Annotated in this window: 16 protein-coding genes; 9 read left to right on the top strand and 7 right to left on the bottom strand. The window is 71.2% G+C overall.

Annotated features, from left to right (window positions below; genetic code table 11):
- Positions 1-232 precede the first annotated feature (232 nt).
- On the top strand, positions 233-1,273 hold the full coding sequence (locus ABZ635_RS05720) for an LLM class F420-dependent oxidoreductase (RefSeq protein ID WP_357759447.1): 1,041 nt from the start codon (positions 233-235) through the stop codon (positions 1,271-1,273).
- A 12-nt stretch (positions 1,274-1,285) separates the two neighbouring features.
- On the opposite strand, the gene npdG is transcribed toward ABZ635_RS05720, so the two are convergent.
- Both npdG and ABZ635_RS05710 read right to left on the bottom strand, forming a co-directional pair.
- Positions 1,286-1,978: an NADPH-dependent F420 reductase gene (gene npdG / locus ABZ635_RS05715; protein ID WP_357759444.1), complete on the bottom strand. Its 693-nt coding sequence runs from the start codon at positions 1,976-1,978 to the stop codon at positions 1,286-1,288.
- 101 nt (positions 1,979-2,079) lie between these two features.
- Positions 2,080-2,271, bottom strand: a complete 192-nt coding sequence (locus ABZ635_RS05710; protein ID WP_357759441.1) for a hypothetical protein — start codon at positions 2,269-2,271, stop codon at positions 2,080-2,082.
- A gap of 91 nt (positions 2,272-2,362) precedes the next feature.
- Here ABZ635_RS05710 and map (ABZ635_RS05705) point away from each other — a divergent pair, with 91 nt between their 5' ends.
- Positions 2,363-3,214, top strand: coding sequence for a type I methionyl aminopeptidase (gene map, locus ABZ635_RS05705; protein WP_357759438.1), 852 nt, complete (start codon positions 2,363-2,365; stop codon positions 3,212-3,214).
- Between the two features lie 82 nt (positions 3,215-3,296).
- On the opposite strand, the gene ABZ635_RS05700 is transcribed toward map (ABZ635_RS05705), so the two are convergent.
- Complete coding sequence (locus ABZ635_RS05700; protein ID WP_357759435.1) at positions 3,297-4,379, bottom strand: hypothetical protein; 1,083 nt, start codon at positions 4,377-4,379, stop codon at positions 3,297-3,299.
- Between the two features lie 165 nt (positions 4,380-4,544).
- Complete coding sequence (locus ABZ635_RS05695; RefSeq protein WP_357759432.1) at positions 4,545-6,278, bottom strand: hypothetical protein; 1,734 nt, start codon at positions 6,276-6,278, stop codon at positions 4,545-4,547.
- A gap of 755 nt (positions 6,279-7,033) precedes the next feature.
- On the opposite strand from ABZ635_RS05695, the gene ABZ635_RS05690 reads away from it, so the two are divergent.
- From ABZ635_RS05690 to ABZ635_RS05675, 4 genes are all read left to right on the top strand, one after another.
- Positions 7,034-7,771, top strand: coding sequence for a HEAT repeat domain-containing protein (locus tag ABZ635_RS05690; RefSeq protein ID WP_357759430.1), 738 nt, complete (start codon positions 7,034-7,036; stop codon positions 7,769-7,771).
- A gap of 240 nt (positions 7,772-8,011) precedes the next feature.
- A complete protein-coding gene (locus tag ABZ635_RS05685; RefSeq protein WP_357759427.1) occupies positions 8,012-8,845 on the top strand; it encodes a M55 family metallopeptidase in 834 nt (277 codons plus the stop codon).
- A gap of 78 nt (positions 8,846-8,923) precedes the next feature.
- Entirely contained in the window at positions 8,924-10,309 is a 1,386-nt protein-coding gene (locus ABZ635_RS05680) for a M20/M25/M40 family metallo-hydrolase (protein ID WP_357759526.1), read from the top strand.
- Between the two features lie 18 nt (positions 10,310-10,327).
- Complete coding sequence (locus ABZ635_RS05675; RefSeq protein WP_357759424.1) at positions 10,328-11,332, top strand: LD-carboxypeptidase; 1,005 nt, start codon at positions 10,328-10,330, stop codon at positions 11,330-11,332.
- A gap of 49 nt (positions 11,333-11,381) precedes the next feature.
- Here ABZ635_RS05675 and map (ABZ635_RS05670) read toward each other — a convergent pair whose 3' ends face one another.
- Positions 11,382-12,149: a type I methionyl aminopeptidase gene (gene map / locus ABZ635_RS05670; RefSeq protein WP_357759422.1), complete on the bottom strand. Its 768-nt coding sequence runs from the start codon at positions 12,147-12,149 to the stop codon at positions 11,382-11,384.
- Positions 12,150-12,245: 96 nt separating this feature from the next.
- Here map (ABZ635_RS05670) and ABZ635_RS05665 point away from each other — a divergent pair, with 96 nt between their 5' ends.
- Positions 12,246-12,536: a helix-turn-helix domain-containing protein gene (locus ABZ635_RS05665; protein ID WP_357759419.1), complete on the top strand. Its 291-nt coding sequence runs from the start codon at positions 12,246-12,248 to the stop codon at positions 12,534-12,536.
- A 55-nt stretch (positions 12,537-12,591) separates the two neighbouring features.
- Here ABZ635_RS05665 and ABZ635_RS05660 read toward each other — a convergent pair whose 3' ends face one another.
- The gene (locus tag ABZ635_RS05660) at positions 12,592-13,560 is read right to left on the bottom strand and encodes a polysaccharide pyruvyl transferase family protein (protein WP_357759416.1); all 969 of its coding nucleotides are present in this window, start codon (positions 13,558-13,560) and stop codon (positions 12,592-12,594) included.
- Positions 13,561-13,748: 188 nt separating this feature from the next.
- On the opposite strand from ABZ635_RS05660, the gene ABZ635_RS05655 reads away from it, so the two are divergent.
- Positions 13,749-15,737 carry an acyl-CoA dehydrogenase gene (locus ABZ635_RS05655; RefSeq protein WP_357759413.1) on the top strand — a complete coding sequence of 663 codons (1,989 nt, stop codon included), beginning with the start codon at positions 13,749-13,751 and terminating at the stop codon, positions 15,735-15,737.
- Between the two features lie 67 nt (positions 15,738-15,804).
- On the top strand, positions 15,805-16,410 hold the full coding sequence (locus tag ABZ635_RS05650) for a PadR family transcriptional regulator (protein WP_357759411.1): 606 nt from the start codon (positions 15,805-15,807) through the stop codon (positions 16,408-16,410).
- Positions 16,411-16,434: 24 nt separating this feature from the next.
- Here ABZ635_RS05650 and ABZ635_RS05645 read toward each other — a convergent pair whose 3' ends face one another.
- On the bottom strand, positions 16,435-17,184 hold the full coding sequence (locus tag ABZ635_RS05645) for a glyoxalase (protein WP_357759408.1): 750 nt from the start codon (positions 17,182-17,184) through the stop codon (positions 16,435-16,437).
- Between the last annotated feature and the right edge of the window lie 85 nt (positions 17,185-17,269).

Below are 17,269 nucleotides of genomic sequence, written 5' to 3'. Positions count from 1 at the left end.
CTCTTGGGCAAGATGTCTTGGCCAAGAGATGTTGGGCATGAGGTGGCGGACAGGAGACGACCGGTGGGCGGCACTGGGAGGTGTCGGCCACGACGCGCTGGGCAGGAGTGTGGGGCCGGGCGCCGGGTCGGGACCCCGGGGAGCAGCCAGAAACCGAACGGGGCTCGGTAGTACAGTGTCCGCACACCGAGCACCGACGCGGGCCGGTTCCGGCCCGCCGGGAGGACAGCACATGCGCATCGCGATGCCGCTCCAGTACGCGGGTGAGCCCAAGGACGCCGTCGAGCAGGTGGTCGAACTGGAGAGGGCCGGGCTGGACACGGTGTGGGTCGCCGAGGCCTACGGGTACGACAGCCCCACCCTCATGGGATACCTGGCCGCCCGCACCGAACGGGTCACCATCGGCTCGGCCATCCTGCCGATGTACACCCGCACCCCCGCCCTGGTCGCGATGACCGCCGCCGGGCTCGACTACCTCTCCGACGGGCGCGCCGTCCTCGGCCTGGGCGCCAGCGGTCCGCAGGTGATCGAGGGCTTCCACGGAATCCCCTACACCAAGCCGCTCGCCCGCACCCGCGAGACCATCGAGATCTGCCGCAAGGTGTGGGCCCGCGAGGAGCGCCTCACCCACGACGGAGGGGTCTTCCAGCTTCCGCTGCCCCCCGAGCTGGGCACCGGCCTGGGCAAACCGCTGAAGATCATCAACCACCCGGTGCGGCCGCGCATCCCCATCCACGTCGCCTCACTCGGCGAGAGGAACGTGGAGATGACCGCCGAGATCGCCGACGGGTGGCTGCCGCACCTGTTCATCCCGGAGAAGGCCGAGACCGTGTGGGGCGCGTCCCTGGCCAGGGGAAGGGCGAACCGTGACCCCGGACTGGGCGAACTGGAGATCTCCGCGGGCGGGCTCCTGGCCATCGGCGAGGACGAGGGGACCCGCGCGCTCGCCGACCTCACACGGCCCCTCATCGCCCTGTACGTCGGAGGCATGGGCGCCAAGGGAAAGAACTTCTACAACACGGTGGCCCGAAGGTACGGCTACGAGGAGGCCGCGGAGAGAATCCAGGACCTGTACCTGGCCGGGAAGAAGGACGAGGCCGCCGCCGCGGTCCCGGACGAGTTCGTGGAACTGACCAACCTCGTCGGCCCCGAGTCCCACGTGCGCGAACGCGTGGAGGCCTTCCGCGCCGCCGGAGTCACCCAGCTCAACGTGACCCCGGTCGGCGAGAACCCCGCCCGGCTCATCGAGAAGGTCAAGGAGTGGGCCGCCTGACGGCCCGACGGGTCACAGGCCGGTGATGCGCAGACCGGCGTGCGTCTTGTAGCGCCGGTTGACCGCGATCAGGTTGGCGGTGAGGGCCTCGACCTGGTGGGCATTGCGCAGACGCCCGCCGAACACGCCCCGCACCCCGGGGATGCGCTCCGCGAGCGCGCGCACGGTGTCCGTGGCCTCGCGGTCCTCACCCAACACCAGCACGTCCAGGTCGATCCTCTCGACCTCCGGGTCCAGGAGGAGCTTCGCGGACACGTGGTGGAACGCGGCGGTGACCCGGCTGCCCGGCAGGACCTCGGCGGCCTGCTGGGCTGCGCTGCCCTCGGGGACGTCCAGGGCGAAGGGGCCCTTCTTGTCGAAGCCCAGCGGGTTCACACAGTCCACCACGATCTTGCCCGCCAGGCGGTCGGCCAGCGACACCAGGAGCTCGCGGTGACCCTCCCACGGCACGGCCACGATCACGACGTCCGCGCGCTCGGCCGCGTCCGTGTTGGCCAGCCCCCGCACGTCGACCCGGGTCGACTCGGCCTCCACGAGGCCCTGCGCCACCCCGGCCGCGCGCTCGGCGCTCCGTGAACCCACGAGGACGGTGAGCCCGGACAGCGCGAAGCGCCGGGCCAGCCCGCGCCCCTGGTCTCCGGTCCCGCCCAGAACCGCGATGGTGGTGTCCGCGCCCTGCCGAGTGTCGGTGTCGTGTTCGCTCATGGGCCGATCCTGTCAGAACGGGCCCCGAGGGGGAACGCGCAGGGCCGGTGTGCCCGGCCCCGCGTCCCGTCAGGTGTCAGGCCCGCACAGTGTCGCGCCCGTCAGCCGTTGCCCTCGTTCTCGTCCTGCTCGTCCCAGGCCTCGTTGCGTTCGGCCGCGATGCGCAGCGCCCGCGCCGCCGTGGCCTCGTCGTCGTAGGGTCCGAGCCGCTCGGAGTTGGGACATCCCGCGCCGTGTTCCACCGCGCGGTGGCGGAGGCAGTACCACCAACCGTCCTGCTGGGCGTCGCTCACGACCAACCACCTCTCGTCGTTCCGGGTACGAGGGGCACCTACCCTCCACCGGGCGCTCCTCACCCCCGCCCACGAACTACAATCAGTGCTCATGACTACTCCGCTGGTTCCTGGGCGCATCTCGCCCCAACGTTCGGTCCCCTCGCACATCGTCCGGCCGGAGTACGTGGGTCAGAAGCGTCCGGTGGAGGGTGTCCTGGGCGACATCCAGACCCCGGAGACCATCGAGCGGATCAGGGTCGCGGGGCGCATCGCCGCCCAGGCCCTGGAAGAGGTCGGCAAGAACGTCCAGCCCGGAGTGACCACGGACGAACTCGACCGGATCGGCCACGAGTTCCTGCTGGACCACGGCGCCTACCCCAGCACCCTGGGGTACAAGGGTTACCCGAAGTCGTTGTGCTCCTCGCTCAACGAGGTCATCTGCCACGGCATCCCCGACGACACGGTGGTCCGCGACGGCGACATCGTGAACATCGACATCACCGCCTACAAGGACGGCGTGCACGGCGACACCAACGCCACGTTCCTCTCCGGTGACGTCTCCGAGGAGAACCGCCTCCTCGTCGAGCGCACCCGTGAGGCCACGACGCGCGCCATCAGGGCCTGCCGCCCTGGGCGCCAGCTCAACGTGATCGGGCGGGTCATCGAGTCGTACGCGAAGCGGTTCGGCTACGGGGTCGTGCGGGACTTCACCGGCCACGGCGTGGGCCCGGAGTTCCACTCCGGTCTGGTGGTGCCGCACTACGACGACCCGCGCGCCACCACGGTGATGGAGCCGGGCATGACCTTCACGATCGAACCCATGATCACCCTGGGCGGTGTGGAGTACGACATGTGGGACGACGGGTGGACCGCCGTCACCGCCGACCGGAAGTGGACCGCGCAGTTCGAGCACACGCTGGTCATCACCGACTCCGGCGCGGAGATCCTCACCCTGCCGTAGGCACAGCCCGGGTCGGTCGACCGTACGCCGGTCGGGCGGCCCGGGTACACGGGGCCCGCACACCGTCAGACGACCGGACTCATCAGGAACCCGGTTCGCGGTCGTGCGCGTTCGGAGTCCCGGTAACCGCGTTCCTACTCCTGCCTCCCGACGCGAGCTTGGCCAACTGTCCCCCAAGCCCCGTCTTCCCGTGCGCTGGAGCGCTGACGGGGGCTTTGGCCTCGGAGTTTCGGCCCACGTCCTGTTCCTGGGAGTCGCGGACGAGGCGGAAGCCGCTCCCCGGTTTCACGAGATCCTGGGGTGGCAGCCCCTGCCGCCCAGCCTCTTCGATCACCACACGCTCGGCCTGACGCAGGAGTCGGTGGGGATGGAGAACCTCACCGTCCGGCCCGAGCTCGACGAGTCCCACCAGCGCGCTCCGATGGCCCGAGCCGTCGGCGGGCGGCAGGAACACGTCACCGGGGAGTTCTTCAGGCATCTGCCACGTGACCACCCCGTAGTTCGATTCGGGTAGACGTCGCAGAGCGAGCATCCCGTCCGGGAAGCGGACCTTCGGGTTCCTACGATCATCGACCAGATACTCGGGAGGATGTTCCGCTTGGTGGTCGCTCCGAGCGTGCAGGAGTGCCGCGAGAAGCGTGCCGAAACGCGCGGGTGACAGGGGTGATTCGTCGCCTCCGCCACGGCGCCCGTACTCCCGGAGCACCGAGTCGGGCTCGATTCCCATGCCATTAAGGAACCCCCTGTGGGGAACGAATCTCCCCAGACTACCGTGATAGACACTCGGCGAAATGGGCTGAGTCGTCCTGTCCCTCGAGCGCTCTTGGTAGGCAGAGATCTCCTCTTGGGGAACACCGACGATCGAGTACTCATCGGGCTTTTTCAACTTCTGTCCAGCAAAACGAGGTAACGGAGTCACAAGATGATGCACCATCATCCTCATCTTCTCGTATTCTTCCCGGAACCCTTCCAGCTCCTCCGCTTCCGCTGAACTCAGACCAGGATGTGACGCAAAGGAGCGGTAGATGGAATCGGTTTTCGAGAAGAGCCCGGCGACTCCCTCCACCGGGACCATGGCCGGCGCATCACGGTAGATACGGCCGACTGTCGCCCGGAATTCCCGGATACGAAGTACGTTGTCCTCATGTGAGTAGCGAACGGTCACTCTGACCTCTCCTTCCGAACGCGGCCCCGCATGAGGAGGGCTCGCCGTGTAGGGGAATCGCCGCGCGCGGGCGCGCGATGCGAGCACACCACCGACCAGAGAGGAGGGCGGCGTTGTTCGAGCGCGCTGGTCACCACCGACTCCACGCGGTGAGTGCCGTCCTGGTCAGCCGGGCCCGCTCAGCTGATGGTCCGCCCCGGATTTCTTCGTGTCCAAGTAGATCCGGTCCCGAGGGGAAGGGCGCGCCCACTCGGCCATCTGTTCCAACTGCCTACGCCTTTTCTCCTCTTCCTTCCGAGCGGGGAGGTTCTCCCTCCGCTCCTGCTGGTTGACCCTTCGGGCCTCCACCTCCTCGGTCCGAACCGTGAACTCGGGACTGGGCGCCCGGCGGCTGGCGGGCCAGACGCGGCCCGTGGTCGGGTCGACCGCCGGGGTCACGAGGTAGGGGCAGTACTCCGGGTCGGTGATCTGGTCCAGACGCACGCCCTGCCGCTTGGCGTCCGCGATCAGCGCGCGCTCGGCCCACCGCAGGGCCGGTCCCGTGTCGCCGAGCTCCTTGGCCCGCATCGGGATCACGTCCACCAGCACCGACCTGTAGCGCGCCCCCTCCCCGGACACGTCGTCGCCGGGGAGGCGTTCCAGGGTCCTCGCGGTCACCATGGCGAAGCCCGACTCCGGGAAGGTGTGCACCCTGAGCAGTCCCGTCGGGACACGGACCGACGGATTCCCGCGGTCGTCCCTCAGGTGGTCAGCGACCCGCTGGGGGGCGCCCTGCGGGTCCGGTGACGCCTTCTGGGCCTCCTGGAGGGCGGGCACGAAGAGATCCTGGTGGCGGGAGAGGACCCTTTTCTGCATGGACCCGCCCAACTTTTCGAAGGCGCGCTCGACCGACGCGCCGTCGACCCCCACCTCCTCCAGAGCGGTCGCGTCGGGGCAGCACTGTCCCAGCGCCAGGTTCAGCTGCCTCGTCATGTCGTAGCTCCAGTACCTCGAGGCATTCGCGAACTCCGCCGCGGTCCTCCGGAAGCCGGGGTCCCGGGGGCTCACGGGTCGGGGAGGCTTCACCCTGCCCCCGAGGGGCGGCAGTTTGTCCACCAGGAGGTGCACCTGGTTCCTCAAGGCCACGTAGTCGCGCCGGGCCTTCGCCACCACGAGATCGGCGTTCTCGAGCACCTCACCATGGTGCCGAGGGAGCGCGTGGTACGCCTTGTCAGCCTTCGCGAAGTACTCACGGAGTACCGTCGGCTGCATGCGATGCATGTCACCCGCCACGCTGTACAGGATCTCGATCGTTCGGGTGAGTGCCTCCGCAGCGGCTTCGGCCTCTCTTCCGCCGTACCTGCGGCCCCCCAAGGCGTGCCTGGATCTGGCCAGGACACTTTCACGCCCTCCCTCCCGTTTCGCCTGCTCCACGGTGGTGAAATTCCGGTAGGGGAAGAAATCCTCGTTGACCCAGTCCTTGACCCCTCCCCGAGCACTGGCCCCCGCCCCCCAGGCCTCGGGGGTTCGGAGAAGCCTTCTCATCATTGCGGGCATCCGCCCGCTCCCGTCGGAGAAGACGTTCTCCGCGTCCGCGATCCCCAGGATGTCGAACTCCGGTGGCGCGGAAGGGTCCCGGCTCTTCCGCACAGCCGCCACCACACATTTTCCGGGCTCTCCCGGAACCGGCTCGAAGAAGAAGGCCCGGCCTACCAGCCGAGCGATCCACTCCGGAGTCCTGGGCTTGGTGTTCAAGCTGTAGTAGTTGAACCACCAGTCGACACTCCCCCGCTCACTGACGTTCTCCAGCGCCTCCACCACGCGAACCTGACCCCGGAGGTCAAGTTCCCTCCATTCCTCACGACCTTCCTTTCCCACCACGCGAATTTTTTTAAGCTTCAAAACCTTGTTGATATCCATGGGCATTCTCCCTGCGGCCGGTCGCCCACAAGGCTAACAGTCCGGAGTTCCGCACACCACGGGCCATATCGGAGCAGAAGACGGTGGCTCCGGAACAACTCGGTCCCGACGGAAATCATCGGATCATCACCCGCAAAGGAACAGTGAATTCCTCATGTTCGGAGACACGTTGTGCTGGTATCCCGCGGGCGGTTTCCACCGCGACAGCGGGGCGGGGTCGGTGCGACAACGGACGGTGGCGCCGACGAACCGCGCGAACGCACGCGGGTCGAGTCCCGCCGGGGCGGTCAGGGCGGCCAGGTCGACCGGGGCAGTCCCCGAGTTGCGTGTGTCGAATCGGGAACACACAGTGACGACACGGCATCCTATGCTGTGCGGGATTCGCGCCACCGCGAACTCGGACACCCCGGCATCGGCGACCCCGGGTGCACCACGTTCGCGTCCGGGGCGACCGGTCGACCACCTGATGCTCCCTTTCCCCAGGGCCCTGGCCACCGACGGGCGCCGGGGCCCTCACTCGCGCGGCGCCCACGGAGCCGACGGCCCGGAACGGCACCCTGCCCCCCACGAGCCGGACCCCGCCTCACGGGGGACCGCACCGGTGAGCGCCGGACACCGGGCCGCACCACGGATTCGGCACCGAACGGGCGAGGAAAACCCGGAAAACCCCTGCGTCAGGAGCGCTGTTGTGGATTGACTGATCCCCGACACCATCAACCCACCGTCACGTCCCATCTACACACAGGAACCAAGCCATGGCGATGTTCGTCCACCTGACCCCCCGCGCCAACATCTCCCGGGTCCGGAGGTCCGGTCCGGACACCGCCACAGGGCCCGGAGGCACACCCGGGGTGTACTGCTTCCCCGTGCTCCCGTCCTACACCGTGACCCACCAGTGGCTGCGCGAGCTGACCGGCCACCACGGCCCACGCGGCCTGGTCGGTGTGTACCTGACCCTGGCCGACGAGCAACCGGTCACCGTGGGTCACTACGATGACAGCGACGGGCCCCGACGCGTGGGGGCGGCGGAGGCCGTTCGCATCGTCGCCGGACTCCCCGAGCCCCGGGGTTGGGAGGTCTTCATACCTCGACGGGTGGGCCGCGGCGAGGTCCACCGCATCCGAGAGGTCCGCCGACTGGCCGAGACCCGCCCCCATCCGCGCGACGCCCCCCTGCCGATCGACCTCGTCGCCGACGCCTGCGAACGCCGGGACACGGCCGCGCTGCGCGAGGCCCTGGCCCTGATCGGGAGGCGGCGGCGCGGGCCCCTCGACCGGATAGCCTCCCTGACCGGCCACCCCGAGCCCCTGGTGCGCGCCACCCTCGCCGAGACCATCGCGGACTGGACCGTCCCCGGGGTGGACGCGCTCCTGTCCCGCATGACCCGGGACCCGGACCACAAGGTTCGCGAGGCGGCCGGGCTGGCGTTGGAGACGCGCGCGACTCCGCGTGTGGGGCGCTGGCCCGCCGACGGGAGGTGGGTGGTTCCGTAGGCGGGCCACCAGGCGGACCCACACGCGGAGGCGGACCCGTGCACCCGGTCAGGCCGTGACGGAATCCCCGCGGGGACGGCACCCGGGCGTTTCATCCGATCATGGGAGGAATTGTCGGGCGCGCACGCTGACGTTCGCGGGGTACGGCGCGCGCGAGCGCCACCCGAACCGGGCGGTGCCCCTCCAGCGGGGCCGCACAGGGGCTCCCCTTCTCCGGGGCGGAAGGCTAGGGTCTGCTGGATGAAGATCCTCATCTCCGCGGACATGGAGGGCGCCACCGGCGTCACCTGGCCCGCCGACTGCGAGCCCGGGACCGAGCAGTGGCAGCGCTGCCGTTCCCTGTTCACCAGCGACGTCAACGCCGCGATCGGCGGGTTGTTCGAGGGCGGCGCCACCGAGGTGCTCGTCAACGAGGCCCACTCCACCATGCGCAACCTTCTCCTGGAGCGGTTGGACGAGCGGGCCACGATGATCACCGGGCGCCACAAGGAGCTCTCCATGGTGGAGGGCGTCCAGTCGGGAGACGTCGACGGGATCGTCTTCCTCGGATACCACTGCGCGGCGGGCGAGGACGGCGTGCTCGCCCACACCTACCTGCCGAACGCGCTCACCGGGGTGTGGCTGGACGGCCACGTGGCGAGCGAGGGCTACCTGAACGCGGCGGTCGTCGCGGAGTACGGCACCCCCGTGATCCTGGTGACCGGCGACGACCTGGCGTGCGCGGACGCGGCCCGGTACGCGCCCTCGGCTCCGACGGTGGCGGTCAAGGACCACGTGAGCCGGTACGCTGCCCGGTGCCGTCCGCCCGCGCGGACGGCCGCGGACATCCGGGAGGCGGCACGGGGCGCGGTGGCCCTGGCGGGGCGGGGCGAGTCGGTGGAGCGCTCGCCCAAGACGCTGGAGGTCGAGGTCGACTCCGCGCAGCTGGCGCAGGCGGCCGCGATCGTGCCCGGGGTGACGCGTACGACCCCGCGACGGGTCGAGTACACGTCGCCCGACGCCTACGAGATGATCCGGACGTTCAAGGCCGTCTGCACCCTGATCTCGAACGCCATGGAGAAGGACTACGGGTGACTTGCGCTCGCGAGGGATCGCGAGCCGGTAGAACTGACTGAAGTGAACGACCCCCGCACCCTGAGAGAGGCCGAGCCCGTGGGCCACACCAACACCTCCCTGACGGACAGAGAGACCGCGCTGTCCGAGGCGGGAGAGGACGCCGTCCACCTGACCCGGGAACTGATCCGGCGGGACTCCACCAACCACGGACGGGGCGTGGGCGACGAGCGCGCCTCCGCCGAGTTCGCGGCCGAGGCCCTCGGGGAGGCCGGGCTGTCGCCGGTGGTCCTCGAGTCCGCCGACCGGCGCGCGAACGTGGTGGTGCGCGTGCCCGGGACCGATCCGGACGCGCGGGCCCTGCTGGTACACGGGCACCTGGACGTGGTGCCCGCGGACGGGCACGACTGGACGTTCCCGCCGTTCGCCGGGGAGATCGCGGACTGTCCGGTGACCGGTGTCCCCTCGCTGTGGGGACGAGGCGCGGTGGACATGAAGAACACGGTGGGAATGGTGACCGCCGTGGTCCGGTACTGGGCGCGGACGGGCCTGCGTCCCCGACGCGACATCGTGCTGGCGTTCGTGGCGGACGAGGAGGACAGTGCCGCCTACGGTGCCGACTACCTGGTGCGCGGCCACGCCGACCTGTTCGAGGGCTGCGCGGTGGCGATCGGCGAGGGCGGTGGACACACCGTGCATGCGCGGACCACCGGGGGCGACCCGGTGCGGCTGTACCCGATCGGCGCGGCCGAGCGGGGCAGCGCCTGGCTGACGCTGCGCGCCCACGGGACGGCCGGGCACGGTTCGCGGCCGCCGCGCGACAACGCGGTGGGCGCGCTGGCGGCGGCGGTGGCCCGTGTCGACCAGCACCGTTGGCCGCTGCACCTGACCCCGGTCACCGAGGAGGCGATCGACGCGATCGCGCGGGCGCTGGGGGTGGAGCGCGTACCGGGCGACACCGCGACCAACGAGGCCGTGGACGCCCTGGTGGCGAAGTTCGGCACGGCCGCGCCGCTGGTGTCGGCGACGGTGCGCAACAGCGCCGCCCCGACGATGCTCTCGGCCGGGTACAAGGTGAACGTGGTGCCGGGTACGGCGACGGCGGGTGTGGACGGCCGCGTCCTTCCCGGGGGCCGGGAGCGGTTCGAGGAGACGATGGACGCGCTGACCGGCGACCGTGTGGAGTGGGAGTACGCGCACGGTTCTCCGCCGGTGGAGGCCCCGGTGGACTCGCCCGCCTTCGACGCGTTGCGCGCGGCGGTCCTGGCGCACGATCCGGAGGGTCTGGTGGTGCCGGTGTGTCTGGGCGGGGGGACGGACGCGAAGGTGTTCGCGCGGCTGGGGATCGACTGCTACGGCTTCTCCCCCATGCGGCTGCCCGGGGGCGTCGACTACCCGGGCCTGCTGCACGGGGTGGACGAGCGGGTGCCGTTGGAGGGGCTCCGGTTCGGAGTGCGCGTGCTGGACAGCTTCCTGCGCGCGTGAGCGGGCACGGACGAGGGGATGGGGACCAACGTGGGTGAGTCGGTGACCGAGGTGCGCGGCGGGGGCCCCGAGCCCCTGGAGGAGTCCCGGAGGGCGCGGGCTCTGACCCGCCCGCCGAGGCTGCGGGTGGGTGACCGGGTGCGCCTGGTCGCTCCGTGCAGCCCGGTTCCGGAGCAGCAGCTGGACGCGGCGGTGGAGGTGCTGCGCGGGTGGGGTCTGGAGGTCGAGCTGGCCCCGCACGTGCGCGACCGCCATCCGGTGCTGCCGTACCTGGCGGGTGAGGACCGGGACCGGGCCGGGGACCTCCAGGCGGCGTGGTGTGATCCCGGTGTACGAGCGGTGTTCTGCGCGCGCGGCGGTGACGGCGCGCACCGGATGCTGGACCACCTGGACTTCGGGGCGATGCGGGGGGCCGCGCCCAAGGCGTTGGTCGGGTTCAGCGACATCACCGCGCTGCACGAGGCGTTCGCCGTGGAACTGGGTGTGGCGACGGTGCACGGCCCGGTGGCGGGGACCCGCTACTTCGTGGGTGACGACGTGGCGCAGCGGGAGCTGCGCACCACGTTGTTCTCCCCGGAGCTGCGCACGCTGCTGACGTCGCCGGACACGCGGGCCCTGGTGCCGGGCCGGGCGTCGGGGGTGACCTTCGGCGGGAACCTGAGCCTGCTCAACGACGGTCTGGCCACGCCGCACAGCCGGTTGTCGGCGGCGGGCGGCATCCTGGTGCTGGAGGACGTCAACGAGGACGCGGCCCGGTTGGACCGGATGCTCACCCACCTGCTGCGGACCGGGTGGATGGACGGTGTGGCCGGGGTGGCCCTGGGTACGTGGACGGACTGTCCGCCCGACCTGAAGGTCGTCGCCGAGCTGATGCGGGACCGTCTGGAGCCGTTGGGGGTCCCGGTGCTGTGGGGTCTGGACTTCGGGCACTGCGCCGCACAGCTCACCGTGCCGTTGGGGGTTCCGGCGGTGTTGGACGCCGACGGCGGGACCCTGGAGCTGAAGCTCCCCGGCCTGGTGTGACCCCGCGCGGGGCGGCCGGTGGGGGTTTCGGGCGAACCCCCACCGGCCCTCAGGGAAGGGTGAGTACCACCGGACCGTCCTCGGTGACGGCCACGGTGTGTTCGCAGTGGGCGGCCCTGGTGCCGTCGTCGCTGAGCACGGTCCATCCGTCGTCGCCGTGCGCGTAGCCGTCGGAGCCGCCGCGGACCAGCATGGGTTCGATCGCCACGACCAGCCCCGGGGTCAGCCGGTACCCACGGCCGGGGCGTCCGTCGTTGGCGATGTCGGGCGCCTCGTGCATGGTGCGTCCGATGCCGTGTCCGCCGTGGTCGGCGGTGAGCCCGTACCCGGCGGCGCGGGCCTCGGTCGCGATGGCGTGTCCGATGTCGCCCACGCGGTCGCCGGGCCGCGCGGCGGCGATGCCCCGGGCCAGGGCTGCCTCGGTGGCGGTGATCAGCGCGAGGTCGGCCGGGTCGGCCTCGCCCACCACGAAGCTGACGGCGGCGTCGGCGGACCAGCCGCGCAGCCGCGCCCCGCAGTCCAGGCTGACCAGGTCGCCGTCGCGCAGGACCCGGTCGCCGGGGACCCCGTGGACGATCTCGTCGTTGACGCTCACGCAGGCCACCCCGGGGAAGGGCGTGGGCGCCCACGCCGGTTGGTAGCCCAGGAAGAGCGGCTCGGCGCCCGCTTCGGTGATCACCTCGGCGGCGGCGCGGTCGAGGTCGGCGGTGGTGCGGCCCGGTGCGGCGGCCGCGCGGCCGGCGGCGAGCGCTCGGGCGACGACGCGTCCGGCCTCGCGCATGAGGGCGATCTCCTCGGGGGTCTTGATCTCGACCACGTGTTTCCCTTTCCGGGACGGTGTTTCCGGGACGGTGTGCGAATGACTATACCGGTATTTCAATACGACTCCGAGCGGGCGGGATAGACTCGGCGCATGGTTCGAGAACCGCTGTCCGAAGAGCAGATCGCACGCGGCCGCGCCCTGGGCGCCCTCCTGCGCGAGGCGCGCGGCGACCGCACCATGGTGGACGTGGCCCGCCACGCGGGGATCTCCGTGGAGACCCTGCGCAAGATCGAGGGCGGCCGCATCCCCACCCCGGCCTTCTTCACCGTCGCGGCCGTCGCGGCCACCCTCGGCCTCTCCCTGGACACCCTGCTGAACGGTGTCGACGCCGCGCCGGCCCCCACCGCCGTACCCGCCCCCCTGCCCGGCATCGCCGTCTGACCGCCTCCGGTCGACGTATGCCGGGACTCCGGCACGGCGTGCGCACGCGGACCGTTCAACTCCCGCCGAGGACGGTCCCCTCTCCACGGAGAACCTCCACCAGTCGGCCCCCCAGCGGCGAGACCGTGTCCGCCGCCCTGAGTCCGGCTTCGACACGCCCCTCTTCCAGACACCACTCCCACCACCGGTCCAGCGAAGCGGGGTCCGGGCCCCGGACGTGGTCCGCGACCGTCAGCACCGGCCAGTCCCAGGCCCAGCCCTGCGCCGCGACCTTCGCCCCGTGGACGACGGGGTCCACCGCGAGCGCGGGCACACCGTTGCGCAGGGCAAGGGCGAGACCGTGCAGGCGAGTGGTCACCACGAGGTCGGTGCGGCGCACCAGGCCGTCGAACTGACGGGGGTCCGCGCAGTGCCTCCAGTCGGCTCGGTCGAGTCGGGTGTCGAGGGACACACGGGCGCAGTCCTTGGAGACCAACCACGCGCCCAAGGTGTGGTGGACCCGGTCATGAGCCGCGCGGGCACCGTACTCGGGCTGCCCCGGCGCGAGGATCACCCCGACGACCGGAAGCTCCCGCCCCCTCCTCGGAGCGCCGGGCGCCAGATCGCGCTCGGGCCGTGCCCCCGTTCCGTCCCGGGGCAGGACCGTGTCGAAGCCGAGGAAGGCGGGATCGCCCGGGTCCACCACGGAGACGCCCACCGCGACGCGTCGGCACCGCGGGAACCGCCGGTGCAGGTCGCGTACCTGCTCACCGCTGACCGGCCCGCAGACGAAGACCAGCGCGGAGTAGTCACGCCGCTCCGCCTCGTTCAAGGAGAGGCCCCCGGGTCTGAAGACGGGGCTCCACGCGACGTCGTGCCCGATTCCGGCCGACCGCAGCGCGGCGCCCACCGCCTCGGCAGCGCCGACGTCGCCCGCTGTGGCCTCCCCGTGCAGGAAGGAGAACCACCCCGCCACCAGGACGCGCCCGAGGGGCGGCCGCCCCCGGTCGTGACCGTCCACCACACCCGCTTCCCTTTCCCTCACTCCACCACCTCCGTCCTGGTCAGTGAATACCGTTCTCGTTCGACCACAAACAGTCGAAGGGGAAGTTCCGCCTGCCACCCCCTACGTTGGGACCCACACACCCGTGACCCGGGCGTGTACTCGGCAGCCCTCCGGCGCGGAGTGGTAACAGGTGAGGGTCGCGTCAACGACGACCACAGGGGGAGCACATGAGCGAACAGGCTCTGTTGAAGCTGGACGAGGCCGAACTGCGCGGCCTGCTCGACGGGCGGTGGGCCCACGTACGCGAGCGCGCCCGCGACGTCATCCGCGGCGAGGAGTTCGCCCCGGTGTACGGCCTGTCGGTGGAGGACCACCGCGCCCGCACCCTCCGCCAGCTCATGGCGCTGGCCGAGACCGGCGTGCCCGCCTACGGCTTCCCCGAGTCCGTGGGGGGCACCGACGACATCGGCGCCTCGGTGGTGGCCTTCGAGATGCTCGTCGCGGACATGTCGCTCATGGTGAAGATGGGTGTGCAGTTCGGCCTGTTCGGCGGCGCCATCCGGGCCCTGGGCACCGAATCCCACCACCGCCGGTACCTGCCCGACGTCATGACGGTGGCGCTGCCCGGCTGCTTCGCGATGACCGAGACCGGACACGGCTCGGACGTGCAGCGGCTGCGCACCACCGCCACCTACGACCCCGAGGCCGGGGAGTTCGTGGTCCACACCCCCGACGAGGCCGCGCGCAAGGACTACATCGGCAACGCCGCGCGCGACGGCCGCATGGCCGTGGTCTTCGCCCAGCTGCGCACCCCCAACTCCGGGGGCGGGCTCGACGAGCACGGCGTGCACGCGCTGATGGTGCCGATCCGGGACGCCGGGGGCGCTCCGATGCCCGGGGTGACCATCGAGGACTGCGGCCCCAAGGCCGGACTCAACGGTGTGGACAACGGCCGCCTGTGGTTCGACGGGGTGCGCGTGCCCCGCACCGACCTGCTCAACCGGTACGGCGACGTGGCCGCGGACGGCACCTACTCCAGTCCCGTCGAGAACCCCAACCGCCGGTTCTTCACCATGCTGGGCACGCTGATCCGGGGCCGCATCAGTGTGGCGGGCGGCGCGGGCACCGCCACGAAGGCGTCGCTGGGGATCGCGATCCGCTACGCCGACACCCGCCGCCAGTTCACCCGTCCGGCCACGGACTCCCAGCCGGAGCGGGAGGTGCGCGTGCTCGACTACCTGGCGCACCAGCGCAAGCTCCTGCCCGCGCTGGCCCGCACCTACGGCCTGCACTTCGCCCAGGAGGAGCTGGTCACCCGCCTGCACGAGCTGTCGCGGTCCGCGGAGCGCGACGAGCACGCCCAGCGCGAGCTGGAGTCGCGGGCCGCCGGGCTCAAGGCCGTCGCCACCTGGCACGCCACCGAGACCATCCAGACCTGCCGCGAGGCGTGTGGCGGCGCCGGCTACCTGTCGGAGAACCGCATTCCGCAGCTCAAGGCGGACTCGGACATCTTCACCACGTTCGAGGGCGACAACACGGTCCTGTTGCAGCAGCTCACCAAGGCGCTGCTGACCAACTTCAAGGACTCCTTCGGCGACCTCGACCAGCTGGGCCTGGCCCGGTTCATGGCGGGGAAGGTGTTCGAGACGGTCATCGAGCGCACCGCCGCGATCCCGCTGATCGACAGGCTGGTCGCCGCGTCACCGGGCCGGGAGGGGAGCCTGTACAACCGGGGTTGGCACCTGGAGCTGCTGGAGGACCGCGAGAAGCACGTCATCGAGGGTCTCGCGGGACGGCTGCGGCGGGCCGGAAAGGACGGCGGCGACGCGTTCGAGGCGTTCAACGCGGCCCAGGACCACGTGCTCGCGGCCGGTCGGGCGCACATGGACCGGATCGTGCTGGAGGCGTTCGTGGCGGGCATCGACCGCTGCGGCGACCAGTCCACGGCCAAGCTGCTCAACCGGCTGTGCGACCTGTACGTGCTGTCGGTGATCGAGGAGGACCGGGCGTGGTTCCTGGAGCACGAGCGGCTCTCCACGGCCCGTACCAAGGCGGTCACCTCCGCCGTGAACGACCTGTGCCGGGGGCTGCGTCCGTACGCGGTTCAGCTCGTCGACGCGTTCGGCCTGCGTGACGAGTGGCTGGGCGCGCCGATCGCGCTGGGCGCCGAGCACCGGCGCCAGGAGGAGCAGCTGGCCGCCGGCCGGGAGGCCTGACCGGCCCACCCCTCCCCTCACCCCGTAGGCTGGTCGGCGTTGACCACACGGGGTGAAGGGTGCGGGAATGTCGGCCATCCGCTTGCTGGTGCTCGGGGCGGTCCGGCTCCACGGGCGGGCCCACGGCTACCAGGTCCGCAACGACCTGGAGGCGTGGGGCGCGCACGAGTGGTCGAACGCCAAGCCCGGATCGGTCTACCACGCGCTCAAGCAGATGGCCCGGCAGGGACTGCTGGTGGCGCACGAGGTCGCGCCGTCCACCGCCGGGGGGCCGCCCCGGGTGGAGTACGAGATCACCGGTCGTGGCGCCGACGCGTACTTCGCCCTGCTCCGTTCCGCGCTGTCGTCGCACGACACCCGGCCGGACGTGCTCGCCGCGGGGCTGGGCTTCGCCGTGAACCTGCCCCGGGAGGAGGTCCTCGTCCTGCTGCGAAGGCGGCTGGCGGGGCTCGAGCGCTGGCGGTCCGAGGTGGTGCGGTACTACGACCCCGACCGGGGCCCGGAACCGCTGGGGCACATCGGCGAGGTCATGGACCTGTGGGTGCACACCTCGGACTCCGAGACCGCGTGGACCCGGGGGCTGGTCGCGCGGATCGAGGGCGGCGCGTACACGTTCTCCGGTGAGGGGGGCACCCCCTTCGCGGGGGTGCTGGCGCCCGACACCGGGGGCTGACCCCCGGTGCCGGGTGCCCCGTCCTCACCCCCGGGGGCCGTCGCCGTCCCGCCACTCCTCCAGGTGCAGCGCGTGGTCCAGTTCCCGTTCGACCCGCTGGCGCTCCTCCTCCGTGAGCTCCACCGCCGCGAGCTCGGCCCGCCAGGTCCGTGCCTGGTCCGGGTCGTCCAGGGCCAGCGACAGTTCGACCAGGGTGGCGTGGGCCAGGGCCCGGTCCACGGCGGTGGCGGTCGCGGCGTGCCTGCGCAGGGCGGACTTCAGGTGGCGGTAGGCGGCGCGGTCGTCGTTCTTGAACTCGCGGTAGATCCGCGCCTGGTCACGTGCCTTGGCGACGCCCTCCAGTTCGGGCGAGCCGCCGTAGTCCAGGCCCTCGGGCTCGTCGCGCCGGATGAAGATGAGGCTGTTCCCGGAGGGGTCCATGAGGGTGAAGCGGCTGGCGCCGGGCCGCAGCCGCGTGACACGCGGCAGACCCCGGGAGAGCACCTTGCCGTGGGCCGCGCGCATGGCCGCGGTGACGGCCTCGTGGTAGGGGGCCACGGCGTCGACCATCACCAGCGCTCCGCCGGTGTTCTCCTCCGCGATGTCGAGGTTCTTGGGCGCGGCGCTGTAGTTGAGCTCGAACCCGCTCCACCGGAACGCCAGGAAGACGTAGGGCTTCAGTTGCTTCCAGGTGACCTCGAAGCCGAGTGACTCGTAGAACTCGAGCGTGGCCTGGGGGTCGTGGGTGTGCAGGCCGGGCACGGTGGTCTCGTTGGGGCGCATGGTCTCCGTCATCCCCCCACAGTACTAGTCAAACTTGACTAGTTGCCAGGGGATCGCCCCGCGTCCTTCCCCCGCCGACCAGACCGGACTAACATGA

The sequence above is a fragment of the Nocardiopsis sp. NPDC007018 genome, assembly GCF_040635075.1.
Classification (GTDB): domain Bacteria; phylum Actinomycetota; class Actinomycetes; order Streptosporangiales; family Streptosporangiaceae; genus Nocardiopsis.
This window is presented reverse-complemented; position numbering and strand designations above follow the sequence as displayed.

Bases quoted from the DNA above. Each gene is read 5' to 3' on its own strand.
- ABZ635_RS05665 (WP_357759419.1), top strand. From the start codon at position 12,246: ATGGTTCGAGAACCGCTGTCCGAAGAGCAGATCGCACGCGGCCGCGCC.
- ABZ635_RS05685 (WP_357759427.1), top strand. From the start codon at position 8,012: ATGAAGATCCTCATCTCCGCGGACATGGAGGGCGCCACCGGCGTCACC.
- ABZ635_RS05675 (WP_357759424.1), top strand. From the start codon at position 10,328: ATGGGGACCAACGTGGGTGAGTCGGTGACCGAGGTGCGCGGCGGGGGC.
- ABZ635_RS05690 (WP_357759430.1), top strand. From the start codon at position 7,034: ATGGCGATGTTCGTCCACCTGACCCCCCGCGCCAACATCTCCCGGGTC.
- ABZ635_RS05655 (WP_357759413.1), top strand. From the start codon at position 13,749: ATGAGCGAACAGGCTCTGTTGAAGCTGGACGAGGCCGAACTGCGCGGC.
- ABZ635_RS05645 (WP_357759408.1), bottom strand. From the start codon at position 17,184: ATGACGGAGACCATGCGCCCCAACGAGACCACCGTGCCCGGCCTGCAC.
- ABZ635_RS05695 (WP_357759432.1), bottom strand. From the start codon at position 6,278: ATGGATATCAACAAGGTTTTGAAGCTTAAAAAAATTCGCGTGGTGGGA.
- map (WP_357759438.1), top strand. From the start codon at position 2,363: ATGACTACTCCGCTGGTTCCTGGGCGCATCTCGCCCCAACGTTCGGTC.
- ABZ635_RS05720 (WP_357759447.1), top strand. From the start codon at position 233: ATGCGCATCGCGATGCCGCTCCAGTACGCGGGTGAGCCCAAGGACGCC.
- ABZ635_RS05650 (WP_357759411.1), top strand. From the start codon at position 15,805: ATGTCGGCCATCCGCTTGCTGGTGCTCGGGGCGGTCCGGCTCCACGGG.
- npdG (WP_357759444.1), bottom strand. From the start codon at position 1,978: ATGAGCGAACACGACACCGACACTCGGCAGGGCGCGGACACCACCATC.